This is a genomic window from Metapseudomonas otitidis (genome assembly GCF_900111835.1).
Classification (GTDB): Bacteria; Pseudomonadota; Gammaproteobacteria; order Pseudomonadales; family Pseudomonadaceae; genus Metapseudomonas; species Metapseudomonas otitidis.
Genome location: NZ_FOJP01000011.1, coordinates 82,331 through 103,223, shown reverse-complemented (window position 1 = coordinate 103,223; position 20,893 = coordinate 82,331). Strand labels below are relative to the sequence as shown.

At 69.8% G+C, this 20,893-nt stretch carries 18 protein-coding genes; 8 read left to right on the top strand and 10 right to left on the bottom strand.

All coding sequences use genetic code 11. From position 1 onward, the window contains the following. Positions 1 to 21: 21 nt before the first annotated feature. The 3 genes from qhpC to peaA form a co-directional block, all read right to left on the bottom strand. Positions 22 to 345 carry a quinohemoprotein amine dehydrogenase subunit gamma gene (gene qhpC, locus BM198_RS15555; RefSeq protein WP_044403960.1) on the bottom strand — a complete coding sequence of 108 codons (324 nt, stop codon included), beginning with the start codon at positions 343 to 345 and terminating at the stop codon, positions 22 to 24. 1 nt (position 346) lies between these two features. Next, positions 347 to 1,777: a quinohemoprotein amine dehydrogenase maturation protein gene (gene peaB, locus BM198_RS15550; RefSeq protein ID WP_074971124.1), complete on the bottom strand. Its 1,431-nt coding sequence runs from the start codon at positions 1,775 to 1,777 to the stop codon at positions 347 to 349. Positions 1,778 to 1,850: 73 nt separating this feature from the next. Continuing rightward, the gene (gene peaA, locus BM198_RS15545) at positions 1,851 to 3,416 is read right to left on the bottom strand and encodes a quinohemoprotein amine dehydrogenase subunit alpha (protein ID WP_074971122.1); all 1,566 of its coding nucleotides are present in this window, start codon (positions 3,414 to 3,416) and stop codon (positions 1,851 to 1,853) included. 407 nt (positions 3,417 to 3,823) lie between these two features. Here peaA and BM198_RS15540 point away from each other — a divergent pair, with 407 nt between their 5' ends. Next, positions 3,824 to 5,317 (top strand): aldehyde dehydrogenase family protein, encoded by a 1,494-nt coding sequence (locus tag BM198_RS15540; protein WP_074971120.1) that lies wholly within the window; start codon positions 3,824 to 3,826, stop codon positions 5,315 to 5,317. 75 nt (positions 5,318 to 5,392) lie between these two features. Here the strand turns inward: BM198_RS15540 and paaX are convergent, their stop codons facing one another. Continuing rightward, positions 5,393 to 6,316 carry a phenylacetic acid degradation operon negative regulatory protein PaaX gene (gene paaX, locus BM198_RS15535; protein ID WP_074971332.1) on the bottom strand — a complete coding sequence of 308 codons (924 nt, stop codon included), beginning with the start codon at positions 6,314 to 6,316 and terminating at the stop codon, positions 5,393 to 5,395. An 88-nt stretch (positions 6,317 to 6,404) separates the two neighbouring features. Then, positions 6,405 to 7,001 carry a phenylacetic acid degradation protein PaaY gene (paaY, locus tag BM198_RS15530; protein WP_074971118.1) on the bottom strand — a complete coding sequence of 199 codons (597 nt, stop codon included), beginning with the start codon at positions 6,999 to 7,001 and terminating at the stop codon, positions 6,405 to 6,407. 336 nt (positions 7,002 to 7,337) lie between these two features. Here paaY and paaF point away from each other — a divergent pair, with 336 nt between their 5' ends. The 6 genes from paaF (at position 7,338) to paaK (ending at position 13,539) form a co-directional block, all read left to right on the top strand. Then, positions 7,338 to 8,111 (top strand): 2,3-dehydroadipyl-CoA hydratase PaaF, encoded by a 774-nt coding sequence (paaF, locus tag BM198_RS15525; protein ID WP_074971116.1) that lies wholly within the window; start codon positions 7,338 to 7,340, stop codon positions 8,109 to 8,111. A 41-nt stretch (positions 8,112 to 8,152) separates the two neighbouring features. After that, a complete protein-coding gene (paaG, locus tag BM198_RS15520) occupies positions 8,153 to 8,944 on the top strand; it encodes a 2-(1,2-epoxy-1,2-dihydrophenyl)acetyl-CoA isomerase PaaG (protein ID WP_074971114.1) in 792 nt (263 codons plus the stop codon). A 4-nt stretch (positions 8,945 to 8,948) separates the two neighbouring features. After that, a complete protein-coding gene (gene paaH, locus BM198_RS15515; protein ID WP_074971112.1) occupies positions 8,949 to 10,472 on the top strand; it encodes a 3-hydroxyacyl-CoA dehydrogenase PaaH in 1,524 nt (507 codons plus the stop codon). Then, positions 10,459 to 10,908: a hydroxyphenylacetyl-CoA thioesterase PaaI gene (gene paaI, locus BM198_RS15510; RefSeq protein WP_044403985.1), complete on the top strand. Its 450-nt coding sequence runs from the start codon at positions 10,459 to 10,461 to the stop codon at positions 10,906 to 10,908. Before paaH ends, paaI begins: the two co-directional genes overlap by 14 nt. Before the next feature lie 7 nt (positions 10,909 to 10,915). Then, on the top strand, positions 10,916 to 12,121 hold the full coding sequence (pcaF, locus tag BM198_RS15505) for a 3-oxoadipyl-CoA thiolase (RefSeq protein ID WP_201774863.1): 1,206 nt from the start codon (positions 10,916 to 10,918) through the stop codon (positions 12,119 to 12,121). A gap of 104 nt (positions 12,122 to 12,225) precedes the next feature. Next, a complete protein-coding gene (gene paaK, locus BM198_RS15500) occupies positions 12,226 to 13,539 on the top strand; it encodes a phenylacetate--CoA ligase PaaK (RefSeq protein ID WP_044404129.1) in 1,314 nt (437 codons plus the stop codon). A gap of 36 nt (positions 13,540 to 13,575) precedes the next feature. Here paaK and BM198_RS15495 read toward each other — a convergent pair whose 3' ends face one another. Together BM198_RS15495 and BM198_RS15490 are read right to left on the bottom strand one after the other, a co-directional pair. Next, complete coding sequence (locus BM198_RS15495) at positions 13,576 to 14,307, bottom strand: hypothetical protein (RefSeq protein WP_074971110.1); 732 nt, start codon at positions 14,305 to 14,307, stop codon at positions 13,576 to 13,578. Between the two features lies 1 nt (position 14,308). Continuing rightward, positions 14,309 to 14,701, bottom strand: coding sequence for a VOC family protein (locus BM198_RS15490; protein WP_074971108.1), 393 nt, complete (start codon positions 14,699 to 14,701; stop codon positions 14,309 to 14,311). 165 nt (positions 14,702 to 14,866) lie between these two features. Between BM198_RS15490 and BM198_RS15485 the strand changes: the two genes are divergently transcribed. Further along, entirely contained in the window at positions 14,867 to 15,223 is a 357-nt protein-coding gene (locus tag BM198_RS15485) for a DUF1428 domain-containing protein (RefSeq protein WP_074971106.1), read from the top strand. An 8-nt stretch (positions 15,224 to 15,231) separates the two neighbouring features. On the opposite strand, the gene tssA is transcribed toward BM198_RS15485, so the two are convergent. Genes tssA through BM198_RS15470 form a run of 3 tightly spaced genes read right to left on the bottom strand, consistent with a single transcriptional unit; the run spans position 15,232 to position 20,893 of the window. Continuing rightward, positions 15,232 to 16,308 (bottom strand): type VI secretion system protein TssA, encoded by a 1,077-nt coding sequence (tssA, locus tag BM198_RS15480; RefSeq protein ID WP_074971104.1) that lies wholly within the window; start codon positions 16,306 to 16,308, stop codon positions 15,232 to 15,234. After that, positions 16,305 to 20,126, bottom strand: a complete 3,822-nt coding sequence (locus BM198_RS15475; RefSeq protein ID WP_074971102.1) for a type VI secretion protein IcmF/TssM N-terminal domain-containing protein — start codon at positions 20,124 to 20,126, stop codon at positions 16,305 to 16,307. Before BM198_RS15475 ends, tssA begins: the two co-directional genes overlap by 4 nt. Beyond that, positions 20,123 to 20,893, bottom strand: a complete 771-nt coding sequence (locus BM198_RS15470; protein ID WP_074971099.1) for a DotU family type IV/VI secretion system protein — start codon at positions 20,891 to 20,893, stop codon at positions 20,123 to 20,125. The genes BM198_RS15475 and BM198_RS15470 overlap by 4 nt, the downstream gene beginning before the upstream one ends.

Here is a 20,893-nt window from a genome sequence, read left to right as displayed (position 1 = left end):
TCCCTCGTGTTCGGTGGCCGGTCATTTGTCTTTGGGGAAGACGGTGCCGAGGTTGCGCCAGTCCTGCGAGGAGTCCTGCGCGCTGGCGTTCCAGTCCTGGTAGGTGGTCATCATGTCCGGCACCTGGGCCGGCCACCAGCAGGGGTCGGAGCAACCGTAGAGGTCGGCCTCCATGGGCTGGCACAGGGAGCTGACGCCCCCGAAGGCATCCACTTCCCAGCCCGGGTCGGTGGTCGCCGTGCAGCCGGCGACGGCACTCATGGCGACGACTTCTTCCAGGCGGTCTTCGGCTGCGGCCTGTTCGAGCAGGTGCGCTTTCTGGTTCAGCGGCTTGAGGTGTTTCATGTCAGTGCGCCTTCCGCGGAGTGATGGTGCGGCTGATGAAGGCCGGGTTGCCGGCCAGGATGCGGCTGTAGACCTCGATGCCGAAGTCCACCCAGTCGCGCATCAGTTCGCAGTAGTGATAGGTCGGGTGCGTGGGATCGCCGTAGCGGGCGTAGCTCTCGTGGTAGCAGCCGCCGGAACAGAGGTTGCGGATGCGGCAGCTGTCGCAGCCGGTGCTGGTGCGGTCCAGGCGCTGGGAAAGGAAGTCGTTGAGCTCGGCCTGCTTCACCGCGCCGTGCACGTTGCCGAAGGTCGGCAGGCTGGAGCCGGTGAAGCGGTGGCAGAGGTTCAGCTCGCCCTTGTGGTCCACCGCCAGCATCTTCAGCCCGGCCCCGCAGGGCAGCGCCTTCTTCTGGCCCTCGTGGATGTCGGTGATCAGCTGGTGCAGGTTGGAGAAGCCGATGTTGCGGTTCTCCAGCGCCGCCTCCAGGTAGCGCCGGCCCAGGGCCTTCATGTTGGCGAACACCTGCACCAGCTCGTCCGCCGTGAGGTTGAAGCTGCTGATATCACCGGAGGTGACCGGGGCGAACCCCACCTCGGCGAAGCCCAGCTCGTTGAACAGGTGGTCCCAGATGGTTTCCACGTCGGTGACGCCGGTGGTCAGCGTCACCCGCGCGCCCACCGGGCGGCTGGTGTAGCGCGACAGCAGCATCTCCACCTTGCGCCGGACCACGTCGTAGGTGCCCTGCCCGCCCACGGTGATGCGGTTGCGGTCGTGCACCGTCTTCGGCCCGTCGATGCTGATGGACAGCCCGAAACGGTGGGCATTCAGCCAGTCGACGATCTCCTCGGTGAGCAGCGTGGCGTTGGTGGTCATGACGAACTCCACCTGCTTGCCCGCGGCGGCGAAGCGACGCTCGCAGTAGCCCACCATGTGCTCGATCAGCGGGCGGTTGGAGAGCGGCTCGCCGCCGAAGAACACCACGCTGTAGCGGGCCTCGTCGGGGGACTCGCGCAGCAGCATCTCCACCGAGGCCTCGGCCGTTTCCACGGCCATCTTCTTGCCGGCCGAGGGCTTGTCGAGGTCTTCCTTGTAGCAGTAGGTGCAGCTCAGGTTGCAGCCGGTGTTGACGTTCAGCACCACGGTGTTGAGGGCGGTGCGGTCGACCTTCTTCAGGCCGATCTCCGGCGTCAGCGGCGAGCCGTCGCTCACCACCTCCAGCGCGATCAGCTCGCGTAGGGTCTCGTCGATCTCGGCCCCCGCGAAGCGCCCGCCCAGGCGTTGCACCAGCTCCTCGGGCGAGCATCCCTGCTGGCGCAGGGCGTCGATGATGCCCCCGGTCAGCGCGTCGGTGGCGAACAGCGAGCTGCTGGGGATGTGGAACAGCATGCGGTCGGTGTTGACCTGCACCTCGTGCAGGTTGCGTTCGACCAGATTCAAGATTGCGCCCATGGCGACCTCCTGGAATTCGTCCCGATTCGTTTCGAATCCGGGCAGGGCAACCGCCCTGCCCAGTCCTTCCCACTCAGGGCAATGGCGGGTTGTTCCAGCGCTGGACAGTGACGATCAGGTGGCCTTCGCCCTTCTGCCCGCCCTCCTCCAGCTCGGCGATCACCTTCAGGTTGCCGGCGTTGTTGGTCATCATCTTGCGTTCCGGGTTGGGGCCGGCACCGCCGGGCACGAAGACGCCATCCTTCTGCATCACCCCGGCGAACTTCACGTCCTCGTCTTCCTTGGCCCGCTCATCGAACGGTTCCACCGACCATTTCGCCGGCAGGTAGCCGATGCGGTAGGCCTTGCCGGCGGCGTCGGTGCCCCAGGCCTCGGCCTCGAAGCGGCCCTGGACCTTGGGCGTGGAGCCGCCGTTCTCGCCGATACGGGCGATGGAGAACGCGGGCACCACCTTGACCTCGGCGATGTCCTTGTAGACCGCCAGGGTCACGCCCTTGAGCGCACCGACGGACACCTCACGCAGGCCGGGGGCTGCATCGGCGGCCGCCTTCACCTTCACCCGCACCTGGTCCGGGGTGCTGTCCAGCACTTTTACCACCTCCAGCCCGGCCCCCAGTTGCGGCGCACCCGAGAGGCCGCTGCCCACCAGGGTCAGCTCGGTTTCGCTGCCGGCCTTGACCTGCGCCGGCTGCACCGCCAGGAGCTGGGCCTTGCCCTGCTTCGCGGCGCTGAAGTCGAGGCCACGCTCGTCGTGCTCGCTCTCGAACATGCGGCCGGTCATCTGCCCGTCGAGGGCGGCGAAGACCTGGCGCAGGGTGGTGTCGCCCACCTTCACGTTGCCGCGCCATTCGTAGCCGTTGTAGAGGATCGCCGAGCCGCTGCCGGTGAACGGCGAGCCGTCGGCGTACTGGCCCTTCACGTCCACCTTGAAGGTGTCGGCGCCATCGGCGGTCACGGTCATCACGCCGCGCACATCACCCTTGGCGAGCATGTGGCCGCTGAAGCTCCACTGGCCCGGCAGCACGTCGGCCTTGGGCCGGGCCTTCTGCCAGTCGGTCCAGGCCTGGCTGTCCAGCGGGAAGCGCTTGGCCAGGTCGGGCACGGTCTGCTTGAGGGCGATGTCCAGCCAGTCGCGGTCGCGGGACTGGGCCTGGTATTCGAGGGACGGCCACTGGCCGAGGTGGAAGTTGACCAGGTGCTCCCACTCCTTCGCCGGGCGCCGCTGCAGGGCGACACGGGCACCGGAGTGGCAGCGACCGCACATCTGGCTGAGGTGATCGTCGAACTGCTCGACGGTATTCAGCCGACGCTCCATGGCGTAGCGCACGCCGTCGGTCTCGCTGGGCGCCAGGCCCTGCTTGTCGGCCAGGTACTTGACCAGGGTGCGACGGTCCTCGTCGCTGATCTTCAGGCCGTGCATCACCTGCATGCGGGCGATGCTCATCAGCCAGCCTTCGGGCGTCTTGCGCTGGTGGCTGATGCGGCTGTAGGTGTCGTTGCCCTCGGGGATGTGGCACCCCATGCACTTGGACTGGAGGAGCGCCGGCCCCTCTTCCGCCCCATGGGCCTGGGCACACAGCAAGGCTGCCAGGGTCAGCACCAGGCTGCCCGCTTGCCGCCGGAGTCGAGTCGTCTTCAAGGTCAGACCTCCACGGTTTTGTTCTTATGGGTCGCGCCGAACCGGGCGGCACAACTGTCGCAGCCGATACAGGATGTGTGCCACTTCCGATAAACCCTTCTGAATCAATGCCTTGAGCGCGCAACGCGGCTTCATAGGGGCTGTGGCGAAACACCGCACGCGTCTAATTTCGAGACAGGCTGTTCCAGCCTGAGACGCCGCCACGGTGACACCCGAGCGCAGCGGGCGAGGCTGTTGCACGGGTTGTCTCACGCCGTCTCAAAGTGCAACAGCCCCAACGCGCCGGTGCCCACCTCATCGGCGCCACAGGTCACGGCAGACGGCGCCTGGCGCCCTCGCGCGCAGCTTGGCATGGCGGTTGCCCCATGGCGGTTCACCTCCTTCCCTGACAACAAGAGAGCGAACCCATGTCCGACCAGCTGCCCCTCCTGCCGGCCACCCGCGCCTTCCTCGACCGCCCGCTGAAGATGCTCATCGGCGACCAGTGGCAGGACGCCACCAGCGGCGCCACCCTGGACTTCCGCAACCCGGCCACGGGTGACGTCATCGGCCGCGTGCCCTCGGCCGACGCGGACGACGTGGACCGCGCCGTGCGCGCCGCCCGCCAGGCTTTCGATGACTCCGCCTGGAGCCGCATGCGCCCCCGCGAGCGGCAGAACCTGCTGTGGCGCCTGGCCGACCTGATGCAGCGCGACGCCCAGCAACTGGCGGAGCTGGAATGCCTCAACAACGGCAAGAGCGCGGCGGTGGCGCAGGTGATGGACGTGCAGCTGGCCATCGACTTCCTCCGCTACATGGCCGGCTGGGCCACCAAGATCGAAGGCAGCAGCGTCGACGTCTCCCTGCCGCTGATGCCGGACGACCGGTTCCACGGTTTCATCCGCCGCGAAGCCGTCGGCGTGGTGGGCGCCATCGTCGCCTGGAACTTCCCCCTGCTGCTGGCCTGCTGGAAGCTCGGCCCGGCCCTGGCCACTGGCTGCACGGTGGTGCTCAAGCCAGCGGACGAAACGCCGGTCACCGCCCTCAAGCTGGCCGAACTGGTGTTGGAGGCGGGCTACCCCGCCGGGGTGTTCAACGTGGTGACCGGCACCGGCCTGAACGCCGGCGCCGCCCTCACCCGCCACCCGGGCGTGGACAAGCTGACCTTCACCGGCTCCACCGAGGTCGGCAAGCAGATCGGCAAAGCCGCCATGGACAACATGACCCGCGTCACCCTGGAGCTGGGTGGCAAGTCGCCGACCCTGGTACTGGCCGACGCCAACCTGCAGGACGCCGCCGCCGGCGCCGCCACGGCGATCTTCTTCAACCAGGGCCAGGTGTGCTGCGCCGGCTCGCGCCTGTACGTGCAGCGCAAGCACTTCGACAACGTGGTGGCCGACATCGCCGGCATCGCCAACGGCATGAAGCTGGGCAACGGGCTGGACCCGAGCGTGCAGATGGGCCCGCTGATCTCCGCCCGCCAGCAGGACCGCGTGACCGGCTACATCAACCTCGGCCGCGAGCTGGGGGCCTCGGTGGTCTGCGGCGGCGAAGGTTTCGGGCCGGGGTATTTCGTCAAGCCGACGGTGATCGCCGACGTCGACCAGAAGCACCGCCTGGTGCAGGAAGAGATCTTCGGTCCAGTGCTGGTGGCCATGCCCTTCGACGACCTCGACGAAGCCGTGCGCCTGGCCAACGACAACCCCTACGGCCTCGGTGCCAGCATCTGGTCCAACGACCTGGGCGCCGTGCATAGGATGATCCCGCGCATCAAGTCCGGCTCCGTGTGGGTCAACTGCCACAGCGCACTGGACCCGGCCCTGCCCTTCGGCGGCTACAAGATGTCGGGGCTCGGCCGCGAGATGGGCGCAGCCGCCATCGAGCACTACACCGAACTCAAGTCGGTGCTGATGCGGTTGTAAGCGCAACGCCGGCCCCAAGGCAGGGGCCGGCACAAGACCGGGCAGGCGGCCGGCCCGCCCACCTCGTTCAGCGTGCTAGCGCAGACCGCCAAAGCGCCGGTAGAAGCCCTCGCTGGCGTCGGGCAGCGGGCCGTCGGCGGTTTCCAGGTTGGCGTTCAGCCATTCCTCGGCCTTGGCGTAGATCAGGCGGTAGATGTTGCGGCACAGCTGGCGGGCCGAGCGGCCTTCCCAGTCGCTGGGCAGCAGCTCGTCCGGCAGTTGCGGGTCGCGCAGCAGCAGGCGGCGGTATTCGTGTATCAGCAGCGTGCGGGCCAGCAGGCAGTCCTCCGGGTCCAGGCTTTCCTGCTCGCGCAGGGCCTGCCAGAGCGGGCGGAACAGCTGGATGAACTCGCGGTAGTGCTCGCCCAGTTCGTCCAGCCGCCAGCTCTCGCGCACCTGCATGCGCAGGGCCTTGGAGGCCAGCACATTCTGGGCACTGGTCTCGAAGACGATGCTGTCCTCCAGGGCGTCCAGTTCCTGCAGGGTGGTGGTGAGGTCCACGCGGTCGCAGCGGGGGTTGGCCAGCACAGTCGGCGCGATGGCACCGAAGCCCTGCCACTCCAGCTCCTCGCGCACCTGCTTGCGCTTCTCCTGGGGCAGCTGCGACAGCACCACCAGGTGCCAGGAGCCATCCCAGGCCGGGATGCCGGAGCTGTAGACGCGCTTGAAGGCCTTCTCGAAACGCCGACGACCCGTGCCGGTGAGGCTGTAGTAGCTGCGCCGCCCGACCTTCTCGGCACTCAGCCAGCCGTCCTTGGTGAGGCGGAAGATCGAGGTGCGGATCAGCCGCTCGTTGATGCCGATGGGCTCCAGCATCTGGATCAGGCTGCCCAGCCAAACGGTGCCGCCGTGAGGTTCGATGGCATCCCCGTAGAGGGTCATGATCAGCGAGCTGGCGCGAATGGGGGTCTGCTGCTGGAAGCGGGTGATGAGCTGGTCCAGGGGCGCGAGGGAGGTCATGGGCATACGGGGTCGTGAAGGGATGCCGACTATACCCGCACGCTTCACGATGGGGCCACAGGCGTTAGGAAGCCACAGACCGAACCCATCAGCGTGCCTCGCCCTTGGGCCGCAGACCCGGGTCGCTCATACGCGGCCGGCCGGGCTCCACCTCGGCCAGCGGCTCGCAAGGCTCGAGCGCCGCCAGGCAGCGCTGGGCCAGGCGCTGGTACTCGCGAGTGCCGGCCTGCTTCCAGGCCACCTCGTCATCGCTCAGCACACGGCGCACCTGCGCCGGAGAGCCCATCACCAGGGACTGCGCCTCGCAGGTGAAGCCGGCCTTGACGAAGGCCGTGGCGGAAACGAAGGAACGCGCGCCGATGCGCGCGCCATCCATCACCACCGCGTTCATGCCCACCAAGGCGTCTTCGCCGATCTGGCAGCCGTGCAACACCGCACCGTGGCCGATGTGGCCGTTGCGTGCCACCACCGTGTCGCTGCCGGGAAAGCCGTGCATCACGCAGGTGTCCTGGATGTTGGCGCCCTCCTCCAGAACGATGCGCCCGAAATCGCCGCGCAGGCTGGCCAGCGGGCCGACGTAGCAGTGCGGGCCGATGATCACGTCACCGATCAGCACCGCGCTCGGGTGCACATAGGCAGTGGGGTGCACCACCGGAACCAGTCCATCCAGGCTGTAGCAGGCCATGGGCGTTTCTCCTTCTCAGGCTCAAGCCTTATTCGATTCAAAAATACGCAGCTCTTGTATCACATGGAAACACCTTCAAAAAAGCACCGGAATCATGACCAATCAGCCACTCAACGCTAAATAAAGGCCGATAAGCCCTGTAGCAGGCCCTTCACAACCACCAAATCGCGATCTTTTAAGACACATTTTCTATTTTTTGATTTGTTGTTTTGTATCGCTTTATGCCTATACTGCCGCCACAACGGATGGCGACCCGTCGCGAACGCCCGGGTCACACGCCATCTCACCAACAAGAGCGGCATGCCTGAGCCGCGCGTGCACCAGAGGACGTTCGTCATGCCTCGTACCCTTGCTGTCCTGCCGCCCGAACTGGGTGTCCGCCTGATCACCCTGCAGCGCCCCGAGGCGCTGAATGCGCTGAACACCGAGCTGCTCGGCGAACTGGCTGCCGAGCTGGACCTGGCCGAGCAGGACGCCGACACCCGCGCAGTGGTGATCACCGGCAGCCGCAGGGCCTTCGCCGCCGGTGCCGACATCCAGGAGATGGCCGAGCGCGACCTGGTGGGCATCCTCAACGACCCGCGCCAGGCCCACTGGCAACGCATCGCACGCTTCGGCAAACCGCTGGTGGCCGCCGTCAACGGCTTCTGCCTCGGCGGTGGCTGCGAGCTGGCCATGCACGCCGACATCCTCATCGCCGGTGAAGACGCCCGCTTCGGCCAGCCGGAAATCAACCTCGGGATCATGCCCGGCGCCGGCGGCACCCAGCGCCTGCTGCGCGCCGTGGGCAAGTCCCTGGCCATGCAGATGGTGCTCACCGGCGAAGCCATCGACGCCCGCCACGCCCAGCGCGCCGGACTGGTCAGCGAGGTGACCCAACCCGAGTTCACCGTCGAGCGCGCCCTCGCCATCGCCCGGCTGATCGCCCAGAAAGCGCCACTGGCCGTGCGCCTGGCCAAGGAGGCCGTGCTCAAGGCCGAGGACACCGACCTCGCCAGCGGCCTGCGCTTCGAGCGCCACGCCTTCACCCTGCTGGCCGGCACCCGCGACCGCGACGAAGGCATCCGTGCCTTCCAGGAAAAGCGCCGCCCCGACTTCACCGGCCAGTAATCGCTGGCCGCCCTCTCCCGCCGCCCTGGAGCGCCCGAGACATGACCTTCGAACACATCCTCTTTTCCATCGAGGCGGGTGTCGCCACCCTCAGCCTCAACCGACCCGAGCAGCTCAACAGCTTCAACGCCCAGATGCACGGCGAGGTCCGCGAGGCCCTCAAGCAGGTGCGCCAGGACCCGGCGGTGCGCGTGCTGCTGCTGACCGGCGAAGGCCGTGGCTTCTGCGCCGGCCAGGACCTGGCCGACCGCAACGTCGCCCCCGGCAGCGAGGCGCCGGACCTGGGGGCCTCCATCGAGCAGTTCTACAACCCGCTGATCCGCACCCTGCGCGACCTGCCCATGCCGGTGGTCTGCGCCGTCAACGGCGTCGCCGCCGGGGCCGGGGCCAACATCCCCCTGGCGTGCGACCTGGTCCTGGCCGCCCGCTCCGCCAGCTTCATCCAGGCCTTCTGCAAGATCGGCCTGATCCCCGATTCCGGCGGCACCTGGACCCTGCCGCGCCTGGTGGGCATGGCCCGCGCCAAGGCCCTGGCCCTGCTGGGCGAGCGCCTGAGCGCCGAGCAGGCCGAGCAGTGGGGGCTGATCCACCGCGTGGTGGACGATGCCGCCCTGCGTGACGAGGCCCTCAAGCTCGCCCGCCACCTGGCCACCCAGCCGACCTACGGCCTGGCGCTGATCAAGCGCAGCCTCAATGCCAGCCTGGACAACAGCTTCGACCAGCAGCTGGAACTGGAGCGCGACCTGCAGCGCCTGGCCGGCCGCAGCGAGGACTACCGCGAAGGCGTCAGCGCCTTCATGACCAAACGCACCCCGGTCTTCAAAGGACGCTGAGCCCATGCCCGCCCTGCCCCAAACGTCCCTCGTCGCCGTGATCGGCGCCGGTGCCATGGGCGCCGGCATCGCCCAGGTGGCGGCCCAGGCCGGCCACCCGGTCCGGCTCTACGACAACCGACCCGGCGCCGCCGCCCAGGCCGTGGACGGCATCGACCGCCAGCTCGGCCGCCTGGTGGAGAAAGGCAAGCTGGATGCCGCCGAGCGCCAGGCCATCGTCGCCCGCCTGCAACCGGCGGAGACGCTGGAAGCCCTGGCCGACGCACGCCTGGTGATCGAAGCCATCGTCGAGAACCTGGAGATCAAGCGCGCCCTGCTGCAGCAGCTGGAGGCGCTGTGCAGCCCCACCTGCATCCTCGCCAGCAACACCTCCTCGCTGTCCATCACCGCCCTGGCCGCCGGGCTCGCCCACCCGGGACGGGTGATCGGCCTGCACTTCTTCAACCCGGCACCGCTGATGGCCCTGGTGGAAGTCGTCTCGGGCCTGGCCAGCGACCCGGCCCTGGCCGACGCCCTGTACGCCACCGCGCGTGCCTGGGGCAAGCAGCCGGTGCACACCCGCTCCACCCCCGGCTTCATCGTCAACCGCGTGGCCCGGCCCTTCTATGCGGAAAGCCTGCGCCTGCTGCAGGAGGGTGCCGCCGACTGCGCCACCCTCGACGCCCTGATGCGCGAGGCCGGCGGCTTCCGCATGGGTGCCTTCGAACTCACCGACCTGATCGGCCACGACGTCAACTACGCCGTCACCTGCTCGGTGTTCGACGCCTACTACGGTGACTTCCGCTTCCAGCCCTCGCTGATCCAGAAGGAGCTGGTGGACGCCGGCCGCCTCGGGCGCAAGAGCGGCCGTGGCTTCTACGACTACACCAAAGGCGCCCAGCGCCCGACGCCCGCCGCGCTCTCCAGCGAGCAGACCGTGGACGGCTGCGTGGTGGAAGGCCACCTGGGCGTGGCCGAGCCGCTGGTGGCGCGCCTGCAGGCCGCCGGCCTGGCGGTGACCCGCCGCGACGGCGCCGGCCTGCTGCGGGTCGGCGATGCCGTGCTGGCCCTCTCCGACGGCCGCCTGGCCAGCCAGCGCGCCCGCGAGGACGGCCTGGCCAACCTGGTGCTGCTGGACCTGGCGCTGGACTACGCCGAGGCCAGCCGCCTGGGCATCACCTGGGCCGCCGGCACCTCCGCCCTCGCCCGCGACCAGGCCGTGGCACTGCTGCAGCGCGCCGGCATCACCGCCACGCCGTTGGCCGACATCCCCGGCCTGGCCGTGCTGCGCACCGTCGCCATGCTGGCCAACGAAGGCGCCGATGCGGTGCTGCAGGGCGTCGGCTCGGCGGCGGACATCGACCTGGCCATGCGCGCCGGCGTCAACTACCCCAAGGGCCCGCTGGCCTGGGCCGACGCCATCGGCCTGGCGGCGCTGCTGCGCACCCTGGACAACCTGCAGACGGCCTACGGCGAGGCGCGCTATCGCCCGTCGCTGCTGCTGCGCCGCCACGTCGCCGAAGGGAGGACCTTCCATGACCAACCATGAAGCCCTGTCCCTGGCCGAGGCCTGCGGCAGCGCCCTGTTCGAGCGCGACACCGCCAGCCAGGCCATGGGCATGCGCCTGCTCTCCGTCGCACCCGGGCGGGCGCAGATGGGCATGACCGTGCGCGCCGACATGGTCCAGGGCCACGGCACCTGCCACGGCGGCTACCTCTTCGCCCTGGCCGATTCGGCCTTCGCCTTCGCCTGCAACAGCTACAACGAAGCCACCGTGGCCATCGGCTGCAGCATCGACTACGTGGCCCCGGCGCGCCTGGGCGACACCCTCACCGCCCAGGCCAGCGAGCAGAGCCGCAGCGGGCGCACCGGCAACTACGACGTGCGCATCGAGAACCAGAACGGGCAGCTGATCGCCCTGTTCCACGGCAAATCCTACAAAGTGCGCGGCACGGTGCTCGCGCAGGAGACCCCTGATGAGTGATGTCCAGATGAACGACGCCCTGATCATCGACGCCGTGCGCACCCCCATCGGCCGCTACGCCGGGGCGCTGTCCGGCGTGCGTGCCGACGACCTCGGCGCGGTGCCGATCCGCGCCCTGATGGCGCGCCACCCGGAACTGGACTGGAGCGCCATCGACGACGTGATCTACGGCTGCGCCAACCAGGCCGGCGAGGACAACCGCAACGTCGCGCGCATGGCCGCCCTGCTCGCCGGCCTGCCGCAGAGCGTGCCCGGCACCACCCTCAACCGCCTGTGCGGCTCCGGCCTCGACGCCGTGGGCAGCGCCGCCCGCGCCCTGCGCTGCGGCGAAGCCGGGCTGATGATCGCCGGCGGGGTAGAGTCCATGTCCCGCGCGCCCTTCGTCATGGGCAAGGCCGACACCGCCTTCTCCCGCCAGGCGGAGATCTTCGACACCACCATCGGCTGGCGCTTCGTCAACCCGCTGATGCAGGCCGGATTCGGCATCGACTCCATGCCGGAGACCGCCGAGAACGTCGCCGAGCAGTTCGGCATCTCCCGCGCCGACCAGGACGCCTTCGCCCTGCGCAGCCAGCAGCGCGCCGCCGCGGCCCAGGCCAGCGGGCGCCTGGGCAAAGAGATCGTCCCCGTGGAAATCCCCCAGCGCAAAGGCCCGCCCAAGGTGGTGAGCCAGGACGAACACCCGCGCGGCGACACCACCCTGGAGCAACTGGCCAAACTGGGCACGCCCTTCCGCGCGGGCGGCTCGGTCACCGCCGGCAACGCCTCGGGCGTCAACGACGGTGCCTGTGCCCTGCTGCTGGCCAGCCCCGCCGCCGCCCGGCGCCACGGCCTCAAGGCCCGCGCCCGGGTGGTCGGCATGGCCACTGCCGGGGTGGAGCCGCGCATCATGGGCATCGGCCCGGTCCCGGCGACCCGCAAGGTGCTGGAGCTGACCGGGCTGTCCCTGGCCGACATGGACGTGATCGAACTCAACGAGGCCTTCGCCGCCCAGGGCCTGGCCGTGCTGCGGGAGCTGGGCGTGGCCGACGACGACCCTCGGGTCAATCCCAACGGCGGCGCCATCGCCCTCGGCCACCCGCTGGGCATGAGCGGCGCGCGCCTGGTGACCACCGCCCTCCACGAACTGGAAGAACGCCAGGGCCGCTATGCCCTCTGCACCATGTGCATCGGCGTCGGCCAGGGCATCGCCCTGGTCATTGAAAGGCGCTGAAACGCTACGCCCGAGCCCGGGCGAACAGCGCGGAGTATGCTGCTCGCCTGCACTCGCAGCCCCTCACCGGCTGTCGACTACAACAACAATTCGAGTGACCCATGATGAACACGATCGCCTCCACCGCCTTGCTCGATCCCATGGAAACCGCCAGCGTCGACGAACTGCGCCAGCACCAGCTGGATCGCCTGCGCTGGAGCCTGAAGCACGCCTACGACAACGTCCCGCTTTACCGCCGCCGCTTCGACGAGGCGGGCGTGCACCCGGACGACCTGCAGTCCCTGGAGGACCTGGCGCGCTTCCCCTTCACCGGCAAGAACGACCTGCGCGACAACTACCCCTACGGCATGTTCGCCGTGCCCCAGAGCGAGGTGGTGCGCCTGCACGCCTCCAGCGGCACCACCGGCAAGCCGACGGTGGTGGGCTACACCCGCAACGACATCGACACCTGGGCCGGCGTGGTGGCGCGCTCCATCCGCGCCGCCGGGGGGCGCAAGGGCGACAAGGTGCACGTGTCCTACGGCTACGGCCTGTTCACCGGCGGCCTGGGCGCCCACTACGGCGCCGAGCGCCTGGGCTGCACGGTGATCCCCATGTCCGGCGGCCAGACCGAGAAGCAGGTGCAGCTGATCCGCGACTTCCAGCCCGACATCATCATGGTCACCCCGTCCTACATGCTGAACCTGGCGGACGAGATCGAACGCCAGGGCATCGACCCCCACGACCTGCCCCTGCGCCTGGGCATCTTCGGTGCCGAACCCTGGACGGCCGAGCTGCGCCGCGCCATCGAGGAGCGCATGGGCATCACCGCGCTGGACATCTACGGCCTCTCGGAAATCATGGGCCCGGGCGTGGCCATGGAATGCGCCGAGACCAAGGACGGCCCGACCATCTGGGAGGACCACTTCTACCCCGAGATCATCGACCCGGTGACCGGCCAGGTGCTGCCGGACGGCGAGTACGGCGAGCTGGTGTTCACCTCCCTGTCCAAGGAGGCGCTGCCGATGATCCGCTACCGCACCCGCGACCTCACCCGCCTGCTGCCCGGCACCGCGCGGCCGATGCGGCGCATGGACAAGATCACCGGGCGCAGCGACGACATGCTGATCATCCGCGGCGTGAACGTGTTCCCCACCCAGGTGGAGGAGCTGGTGCTGAAGGTGCGCGCCCTGTCGGAGAACTACGAGATCCACCTCTACCGCGACGGCAACCTCGACGGCATCGAGATCCACGTCGAGCCGCGCCCGGGCCAGGAGCCGGCCAACACGGCCCAGGAGCTGGCCCTGTGCAGCGAGCTGGGCAAGCTGATCAAGACCTACATCGGCATCAGCGCACGGGTGGTGCTGCGCCCGCCCTTCTCGCTGAAGCGCTCCGAAGGCAAGGCCTGCCACGTCTACGACCGACGCAAGGCCGGCTGAGCCACCCCGCCGCCGGGAACGGGCCTGCGCCCGTTCTCAGCGGGGCGCGGGCTCGATCACGAAGCGATAGGGGTTGTCCGGCTCACTGAAGCGCAGGCGATAGGTCTCGGCCGAAGCGGCCCCGTCGCTGCGCCGGTAATCCATCTGCACGCCCGGCGGCAGGTCGCCCGGGCCTTCCAGGTAGCGGGTGTCGGGGTAGAAGAAGACGCCATTGCCCCCCTCGCGCACCGCCCCGCAGGCGGCGAACAGCGGCGGCAGCACATGCAGGTTCCCGCCCCTCACCACCAGCACGCCGCTGTAGCGGGCCATGCGTCCGCTGCCGTTGTAGTGCAGCTCCAGGCACAGGTCCGTGCCCTGTTGCCAGGCAGTGACCGAGGCCAGTGATTCCGGGTCCTGGGGCGAGGTGCCGCCCCAGTCCGCCGGGGCGAGGTTCACCGCGTCCGCCAGCGACAAGGTGCGCCCGGCCACCGCCAGGCTGCTGCCATCGAACACCAGCGCCGGCCAGCCGGCCGGTGCCTCGCTGCCCAGCTCCCCGGGCGCGCTCCACAGTGCATCCGGATAGCGCTCGGCCGCCACGCCGAGGGCGTTGGTCCACAGGCAATGACGGGGCTCGTCGGTGCAGGCCTGCTGCAACTCGAGCCCCTCACCCGGGAACAGGTTCCTGCCGAGCCCGGCATAGAACTCGTCATAGCCCTCGTAGGGCGCTGCCAGCAGCGGGCCGGCGGCCAGCCCCAGCAGCGCCCCCAGTGCCAGGTGCCGTGTGCCCACGTCAGCCCCCCACCGGGGTGCACAGTTCCACCAGCAGGCCGTCCGGGCAGCGCAGGTAGGACACCACCTGGCCCCAGGGCCGCGCCACCGGCGGCGCCAGCTCGCGGGCACCGGCCGACAGCGCGCGCTGGTGCGCGGCGGCCACATCGTCGGTGACCAGGCCGATCTCCATGCCCAGCGGCTGGGCGGAAGCATCGGCACGCACATGGCCGCCGGGGAAGTTGAAGTCGCCCAGGGCATGGTTGGCGAAGGCCAGGGTGGTGGCGCCGGTCTCCACCTCGCCGTAGTCGCCGGACTCGTGGAGGAAGCGCGTCGGCAGCCCGAAGGCCGTTTCGAAGAAGGCCAGGGAGGCGGGTACGTCGCTGACGTAGAGGATGGTGTAGCCGAGTTTCATGGTCGTACGTCCGTGTTGGCTGGGAGGTCCGGCATCTTCCTCGCTCACCGCCGCGCCCACAAGCGGCCCATTGGTCGGCACGCTTCCGCAGGGTGACGAAACCCGTGTCGAATGAATCCAGGCACGCCGTACCGCCTGTCCATGAGTCCACCCAGGAGATCGACCATGACCCTCTACGTCGACGGCTATGTACTGGCCGTGCCAACCGCCTCCCGCGAGGCCTACCGCGAACTGGCCGAGCAGGCCGCCACTGTGTTCAGGGACTGCGGCGCCCTCAGCGTCTGCGAATGCTGGGGCGATGACGTCCCGGAAGGGACTCTGACGTCCTTCCCCATGGCCGTGCAGTGCAAACCGGAGGAAACCGTGGTGTTCTCCTGGATCACCTGGCCCTCGAAGGCCGTGCGCGACAGTGGCATGCAACGGGCCATGGAAGACCAGCGCCTGAAGACCGATCCCGCCGGAATGCCCTTCGACGGCAAGCGGATGATCTTCGGCGGGTTCGAGGTGCTGGTGAGCGCCTGACCGCTTCGCTACCTCAGCACCCCCAGCAACTGCCACAGGCGCCGCGACTCGGCGTCGGCGTTGAGCAGTTCGTCCAGCAGGCTGCTCAGCGGCTGGTGGCCCCACTCCACCGCGCGGCGGATCACATAGGGCACGGGGCTGTGGGGCTCGGTACGGGCCAGGAAGTCGGCAATCTGCGCCAGTTGCCGGTAGGCCTCCTCGCGGCTGCTGGGCGCACCGGCGGGCAAGGCGGCGACGGCGGCAGTGGCCGGCGCGGCCTCGTGCTCGGGGGTGGAAACGGGTTCCGGCATGGGCGGCACCTCGGGGACGTAGGGAAGACGTTCGTGGACGAAGGCATGCAGGGCTTCCAGAACGCCACGCAGCGGGCCGAAACCCGGCGCCAGCTCGCCCAGCCACTCGTCACAGCCGCGCTCGAGCCGTGCCAGCTCGGCCAGCGCCTGACCCAGCTCGGCGTCCAGGGTGACGAACTGCTCGGCAGGCAGGCGCCGCAGCGCCTCATCCAGTTTGCTCTGCTCCAGCCGCGCAGCCTCGGCAGCGGCCTTGGCCGCCTTGCTGTCGCCGACCTGGACCTGGCGCTGCTTGAGGCCCTGCCAGTGGGCCAGGGTGACCTCGGCCAGGTCGCCCTCCACCACGCCCAGCATCGGGCAACGGGTCAGCAGCAGTTCGTTGTAGCGCCGCGCCACCCACTCCAGGGGCGCCACTCGCCAGGAGCGGTCGTCATCCTCGGCGCGCGGGTGCAGGTCGTCCGGGTAGCGCGCCCAGAGCCCGGCCAGCAGGCCCAGGGCCGGCGCCGCACCATGCAGGCCATGGCGCATCAGCCAGGCCTCGCCGAGCCAGGCGGCGAGCATCAGGTCCTTGCTGCGGCGACACAGCAGGTCGCCGGCCAGGGCCTCCACGCCGCTCCAGTCACCGCGCTTGAGCTCCGCCTGCCAGACGCCCTCGGGCAGCGAGGGGTCGTCCTCACGGCGCATCTGCCGCAGACGGTCCATCTCGGGGGCGTGGCGCAGGTTCTCGCCGCAGGGATCGCCGTCGGAAATCGGTGCCAGCAAGTCGTCGAGGCTGGGGCCGGTGGGTTGCCAACTCATGGGGTTACCTGGGAACTGACGAAGGAATCGGGCCGCCAGCCGTCGAACGGCGAGCGCGGCGCGCGCACCGGCAAGGGCTGCAGCGACAGGGGCTGCTTGCCGCCCTGGGCCATCAGCGACAGGCGCAGGAACATCAGCGCCTGCGGCTCGCCCTGGGTCACGCCGCGCACGGGTACGCGCAGGGTCAGCGGGAAGTCGGTGTAGTCCGGGCTGGGCTGGCGCTGCGCGACCACATGGGTGCGCAGCAGCCGCATCAGCGCCCAAGGCCCGCGGTACTCCCAGCCGACCTCCAGGTCGTTGACCGCCATGCTCGGCTGCAGCGGGTCGATGCCCGGCCGCTGGCCGCTGTCCTTGGCCCAGCGCAGCAGCAGGTGCAGCGGCTCGCCGGCATTCCACAGCAGGCGCCCGGGCTCGCCCGGGTAGTCCAGCTGGCGATCGGCGGCGTGCAGGGACCAGGCAATCACCTGGTCGGCCCCGCGCTCGGACTCGCGGTCGGTGCGCCAGCGCACTTCCATGTCCAGCCCCAGGGCGCCGGACTTGTCGCGCTGCAGCAGCGGCCCGAGCCAGGCCCGCGCCTGCTCCAGGCGGGTGAGGAAGTCCTCGGCAGCGGGCCGGTCGGCGGCCTGCCCCCACTTGAGCCCCTCGCGGGCGGCGGCCAGGTGGGTGTCGATCAGCTCCACCAGGTGCTGCACCCGGGCCGGGTCGGCGTCTTCGGTCCGCAGGCTGTAGGCGAAGGGGAAGCGCCCCGCCAGGTACTGGTTGAAGTAGACCGCCAGGGCGTCCCAGGCCTGGGCGGCTTGCTGCCGCTGCAGGTCGCTGCAGCGCTGGGCGGCCTGGTCACGCAGCACCTGGGAGCGGCGCGCCAGGTCACCGGCGCCGGTGGACAGGGTGGCGGTGGTGAGCACCTGCTGGCAGGAGCCACGGTCCATCTCGACGAAGTCGCGGGCCACCAGTTGCTCGAACAGGGCCGGCGAGCTGGTGGGGTTCTGTGCCTTGTACTTGACCATTTCCTCGCTGAGGGCGGCGAGGCGGTGCACCCGGTCCTGCTCGGCGACGCTCAGCTCGGGCTGGTCCTGCAGCCAGGCCAGGGCCGGGGCGGCGCTTTCGCAGCTGCCCTGGATGGCGCCGAACTGCTGGGCGAGGCTGGTCTTCAGGTCCTGCACGTCGCTGGCGCGGAACAGGCGCAGGCCCAGCTCGCGGGAGCCGTCCCACTGGGCGATGTCGTAGCGCTGGGTGAACAGCGGCATGCCGTCGATGCTGGCCAGCGCGCCGTTGACGTCGGCCATGGCCATCCGCGTGAGCTGCCCGCGCAGGCTCCCGGCGAGGTCGTGGCGCCCCACTTCCAGCAGCGCCTGGAGCACCTGCATGGCCTGGTCCACCGGTACGTCGAAGACCCGCCCGGTGGCACCCGGCGCACGCTCCGGCGAGGCCACCAGGCTGGCCCACACGGCACGGGCCACCGCTTCGCCGGCCGCACTGCGCATGCCTTCGCGGTAGTCCGAGGGGATCGGCGCCATGGCGCTGGCGACGAAGGCGCGGTAGCTCTCCACGTAGCTGAAGGCCTGGGTCAGGGCGCGGGCGTCGACGTTGCGCAGGCTGCGCGGGTTGGCATCGCCCGAGTCCTTGCGCAGGGCTGCCACCGTGAAGTCCCGCCGCAGCAGGTCGTCGATGGCGCGGTCCAGGGCCACCACGTGGTCCTGCAGGGCCAGGGTGTTGCCGGCCTGGCGTTGCAGCAGGCTCGCGTCGTTTCCGTTACCGGCGATCCATTGGCCATGGAAGCTGCGGCGCAGCTTGTTGGCTTCCTCGTTGAGCTCCTGCTCGACGGTGCTCCCCAGCAGGCTGCTCTGGCGCACGGTCTGCATCAGGTTGCCGTAGCCGGGCACCAGCTCCTCGCCATTGGTGTGGCTCCAGGCAGAGTTGGTCAGCGCGAGGATGTCCTGCAGGCGCGCGATGCGGGCACGGATGGTTTCCAGATCAGCCAGCGAACTGCCCTGCCCCCGGCGCAGGCTCTCCAGGTGGATGCGCAGGTAGGCCGCCGGCTCGACGAAGTTCTCCGCCAGGAAGTACTGGGTCAGCCAGAGCTTCATCAGGGACTGGAAGTTTTCCGTGATCGGCTCGCGCGCATTGCGCAGGTCCAGCGGTGCCAGCCCGGCGCCGCCCAGGTTGCGCAGCACCTGGTCGTAGTAGGCGCGGCGATGCAGGCTGGCGCTGTTCAGCTCCATGCCCAGGGTGGTGTTGGCCAATTGCGCCAGGGGTTCCAGCACGCCCTTGTCACCGGACAGCGCATCGCCCAGCCAGCGGTTCTGCTGCTCCAGGGCCGCGGCGCCGGTGGCCAGGCTCCGCGCCTTGACGTAGTTGGGCCAGTCTTCCGGCACCTCGCCCTCGACATTGGTGTGGCGCTCCGTCGGGCGGATCGCCAGCAGGCGCTCCAGCTCCATCTGCTCCAGTTGCAGCACGGGCGACAGGGCCTCGCTGCGGGCCAGGGTGCGCAGAACCTCGTCCATGCGCGCGTTCTGGCTGGAGAACCAGGAGGTGGGGTAGACCAGCGCGGCGAAATGCCAGCGCGGCGCATCGCGCAACAGGTTCCAGAAACCCTGGATATTGCGCCGGGCCTGCTCCTGGCTGCGGGCCGGGTCCTTGAGCTGCACGTGGGCGTTCTGCGTGACCTGCACCAGGCGCGTCAGCTCGCGGGCATCCTGCCGCGCGTCGTGCCAGACCCAGACCATGCCCAGCAGCCAGCACACACCGACCACCCCGGCGACCACCGCCGTCACCCGCTGCCAGCGCTGGCGCAAGTAGAGGATGCGCGGAACGGCCTGGGCCAGCCCCTGCTCGGCGAGGAAGCGCTGGCGCCAGAGGCCGGCGGCGAAGGCCGGCTGCTGCGGCTGGCCCTCGCCCGTGCCGGCTGCCCAAGGATCGGCCGGACCGCCGAGCGCACGCGCTCCGCTGAAGTAGATGCCCCGCAAACGCGGTGCCTCGCCCTGGGTGTTGCCCTGGAACACCGGCTCCAGCAGCGCCCGCAGGTGGGTACGCAGGCTGTCCAGCTGGCCCGGCAGGCGATAGAGGTCTTCCCCCAGTTCGCCACGCAGGGCGCCCACTTCCATCACCGTGGCCTGCAGGGCCTGCATGACCTGATCGAGGCCGTCGTCCAGCCAGTAGCCCTGCCAGCCGGCGTCCAGGCTGTAGGGCGAGGACCAGCCCAGCAGGCGCTCGCGGGCCTCGTCGGGCAGGGCATCGAGCAGTTCGAGGAAGCCGGGCATGTCTTCCATGCAGGTGACCATCACCTGCACCGGCAGGCTCAGGCCCAGGCGCTGCATCAGCTCGCTGAAGCGGCGGCGTGCAGTGATGGCATCCGACGCCAGTTGCGCCTCGTTCATCAGGCGCGACAGCGGCACCACCCAGATCACTCCGTCCAGCGGGCGCTGGCCACGCAGGCGCAGCAGCATGCCCAGCAGGCGGCGCCAGACGAAGGCCGGCGCGGTGCCGCCCTCCTCCGGCAGGAACAGGCTCTGCGGCACCACCAGCAGGCTGCCGTCCGGGTCGGCCCACCAGCGGCCGAACCAGGCCGGACGGCCCACCGGGGCCAGTTGCCAGTCCGGGGCCAGCAGCGCGCCCTCGCGGGGGTCGCCCACCAGCATCAGCCAGGGCGTCTGGTAGCGGTCCTGGGTGCCCTGGTCGTGCTCCATCTTGCGCACGGCGTTGTAGAAGGTGCGGATCGCCGCGCCGGACTGGGTGCGCAGCCACCAGTAGAGGGCGCCGAGGGCCACCAGCGCGAGGATCACCAGGAAGACGGTCAGGGCGATGGCGAAGCCGCTCATTCGGCGCCTTCCTCTTCATCGACCAGTTGGCCCAGGTGCATCACCGGCTCCAGCTCGGACTGGATGTCGCGCCAGAACCCGTGGCCCACGGCGGTCAGCAACAGGACGCCGGCGACCACCGCCAGGGTCAGGCGGAAACCGTCAGGCAGGGTGCGCCGCAGCGGCAGGCGCAGCGGCGCCGCCTGAGTCGGCCGCGCCAGGCTCTGCAGGGCCCCCTGGGGATCGGGCTCGCGGTGCCAGGCGAAGGTGAACAGCGCCCGCCGCCAGCGCTCGTGGAGCACCCGGCCGCGCTCCCCGCGCAGTTGCCCCTGGAAGCCCAGCACCAGGCATTGCAGGTAGACGTTGGCCAGGTCGCGGGTGGACGGCGAGCGCGTCTGCAACAGGGTGCGGATGGCCGCCGGCAGGCGTTCGCCGGCATTGCGCGAGCCATAGAGGCGCATCTCCAGCGGGCGCTCCTGCCAGGTGGACTGGCCACGCCAGGGAGTGAACAGGAGGCTTTCATCCAGCAGCGCGACGAAGGCGTAGACCGAGGCCTTGACCTGGTCCGCGGCGGAATCCCCGACCCGGGCAAAGCCGCTGCGCCACAACCGGCGGACGATGCGCGTGGCGGCTTCGGCCACCTTCTCCACCAGTTGCGGCTCGGGGTCGTCGAGGTCTTCCAGCAGGTCCCAGGCCCCTCGCCATTCCAGCCAGGCTTCACGGAAGGCGAGGCTCAGGGGGGCCTCGCCGAACTCGGGCGGGTAAAGGGCCAGACTCCTTTCGGGCAT